At 64.9% G+C, this 1,721-nt stretch carries 4 protein-coding genes; all 4 read left to right on the plus strand.

Annotated features, from left to right (window positions below; all coding sequences use genetic code 11):
* Window positions 1–798: 2-oxo acid dehydrogenase subunit E2 (locus tag H8A95_RS42915; protein WP_229188435.1), on the plus strand; the 798-nt coding region annotated here is incomplete at its 5' end.
* 12 nt (window positions 799–810) lie between these two features.
* Window positions 811–987 (plus strand): hypothetical protein, encoded by a 177-nt coding sequence (locus H8A95_RS42920; protein ID WP_165445499.1) that lies wholly within the window; start codon window positions 811–813, stop codon window positions 985–987.
* The gene (locus H8A95_RS42925) at window positions 988–1,230 is read left to right on the plus strand and encodes a hypothetical protein (protein WP_229188436.1); all 243 of its coding nucleotides are present in this window, start codon (window positions 988–990) and stop codon (window positions 1,228–1,230) included.
* A gap of 17 nt (window positions 1,231–1,247) precedes the next feature.
* A partial coding sequence (locus H8A95_RS42930; RefSeq protein ID WP_229188437.1) for an FAD-dependent oxidoreductase occupies window positions 1,248–1,721 on the plus strand: 474 nt, incomplete at its 3' end.

Genomic DNA, 1,721 nt, shown 5'->3' on the forward strand with positions numbered 1-1,721 from the left:
GGCCTGAAGGCACCCGCGGCTGCGCCCGCCGCAGCGGGGCCGGGCATCGCGCCGTCGATGTCCGACAAGCAGATCCTGGCGCTGTTCGAACCGGGCTCCTACGACATCGTGCCGCACGACGGCATGCGCCGCACCATCGCGCAGCGTCTCACCGCTTCGGTGCAGAACGTCCCGCACTTCTACCTGACGATCGACTGCGACATCGGCAAGCTGCTCGCTGCGCGCGAGGAGATCAACGCGTCGGCGCCGAAGGACAAGGAGAAGAAGCCGCTCTACAAGATTTCGGTCAACGACTTCGTCATCAAGGCGATGGCGGTCGCGCTGCAGAAGATTCCGAACTGCAACGTCAGCTGGACCGAAGGCGGCATGCTCAAGCACAAGCATTCCGACGTCGGCGTCGCGGTGGCGATGCCGGGCGGCCTGATCACGCCGATCATCCGCAAGGCCGAGACCAAGACGCTGTCGACCATCTCCAACGAGATGAAGGATTTTGCGGCGCGCGCCCGCGCCCGCAAGCTGAAGCCGGAAGAATATCAGGGCGGCACCACCGCGGTGTCCAACCTCGGCATGTACGGCATCAACCACTTCACCGCCGTGATCAATCCGCCGCACGCCTCGATCCTCGCGGTTGGCACCTCGGAGGAGCGTCCGGTGGTACGTGGCGGCAAGATCGAGATCGCGCAGATGATGAGCGTGACCTTGTCGTGCGATCACCGCGCCATCGACGGCGCGCTCGGCGCCGAGCTGATCGGCGCCTTCAGGCAGCTGATCGAAAACCCCGTGATGATGATGGTGTGACGGGCATCCGCCATGTACGCGATGTCAGGTCCGTACGTTCTGCTCGCCGCCATCGCCGTTGCGCTGCTGGTCGCGGTCAACCGCGACCTGATATCGACGTTCCAGTTCCGGTTGATGATGATCGGCGCCGGTGTGCTGGCGCTGGTGTGGACCATATTTCTCGGTGCGGTATGGCAGGAGTACCGATGAATGGCCGGCTTGGCCCGCTCGCGCTGGCCCTGGATCTCGCTGCTGCTGTCGGCTGTGCTGGTGTTCAACCCGGTCGGGTTGAATCTCCTGCACTCCGCGTTCTTCGCCGGCGAACAGCTGGCGCGGGACATCGCCCAGCTGGTCGTGCTGACGGCCCTGGCCATCATGGCTGTGGTGATCGGGCTCGAATGGCTGGTCAGGTCGTTGATCGCAAGAAGCCGCGCGCGCGGCGTCACACGTTGAGTTGAACGGGAGCCGCCATGGCCGACACATCCTTTGACGTCATCATCATCGGCTCCGGCCCCGGCGGCTACGTGACCGCGATCCGCGCCGCGCAGCTCGGCTTCAAGACCGCGATCGTCGAGAAATCCTATCTCGGCGGCATCTGCCTGAACTGGGGCTGTATCCCGACCAAGGCGCTGCTGCGCTCGGCCGAGATCTACCACTACATGCAGCACGCCAAGGATTACGGGCTGTCGGCCGACAATGTCAGCTTCGATCCGAAGGCTGTGGTGCAGCGCTCGCGCGGGGTCTCGAAGCGCCTCAATGACGGCGTCGGCTTCCTGATGAAGAAGAACAAGATCACGGTGATCTGGGGCGACGCGACGATCGATGCGCCCGGCAAGATCACCGTGAAGAAGTCGGCGGTCGAGGCGCCGAAGGGCGCGAGCGGCGAGGGCACCTACCAGGCCAAGCACATCATCGTCGCGACCGGCGCGCGGCCGCGCGTGCTG

Origin of the sequence: Bradyrhizobium oropedii, from assembly GCF_020889685.1 — a bacterium.
Taxonomy (GTDB): Bacteria; Pseudomonadota; Alphaproteobacteria; order Rhizobiales; family Xanthobacteraceae; genus Bradyrhizobium; species Bradyrhizobium oropedii.